This window comes from Vibrio sp. 1402, assembly GCF_033340275.1.
Genome location: NZ_JAWOWE010000426.1, coordinates 1 through 610 on the forward strand (window position 1 = coordinate 1; position 610 = coordinate 610).

Annotated in this window: 1 protein-coding gene; it reads right to left on the reverse strand. The window is 49.3% G+C overall.

Annotated elements, in window-relative coordinates; translation table 11 throughout:
- Window positions 1-610, reverse strand: a 610-nt coding sequence (locus tag R7044_RS26470; RefSeq protein ID WP_263857064.1) for an MGH1-like glycoside hydrolase domain-containing protein, incomplete at both ends; no start/stop codon positions are given.

A 610-nucleotide genomic window follows, 5' to 3' on the forward strand; every position in this document is an offset into this window, starting at 1 on the left:
TCTGCGTTGTTAAACAGTTCATTCGCCATTGCAATCGCTTCTTCTTTGTAGCCGTAGTTTTCCATCGCACGGAAGCCAAAGTACACTTGATCTAGCCACACGCGACCACGCCAGTACACATCTTTACCGTAAGCAGGGTTAGTTTGCGATGCGGTCGGCAAAGGCACACCCGTTCCTTGGAATTTATCTGGCGTGTTGAACTCGTCTTGATCACGCATCACCGCGATCACTTTATCGGCATGCTCTTGCGTTGCTGCACCATTAAACAGCGGCGACCAACCTTCAGGGCCACGTCCACGCTCTACAATCGGCAAACCCGCACAGCCATTTGCAAGAGGCGCAGGAGTAGTGCCATCTTCAGCCACATTTAAGTGAATGTCGTAGAAGAATCCTGTGCTTTCATCAAACATACACTGGTTAATGTAAGTCTTGATTTTTTCTGCGCCGTTAAGGAATTCTTGCGCGCGGTCTTTACCTTCTACGCCATCGGACACCAACTTCGCCATTTCCGCTAAGTATTTGTTGTCTGAGTACATGTAAGAGGCTTGATCCACCGATTCTTGCAGCATAGAGAAGCCAAGCAGCTCACCGTCCGCAGCGTTATTGTTGG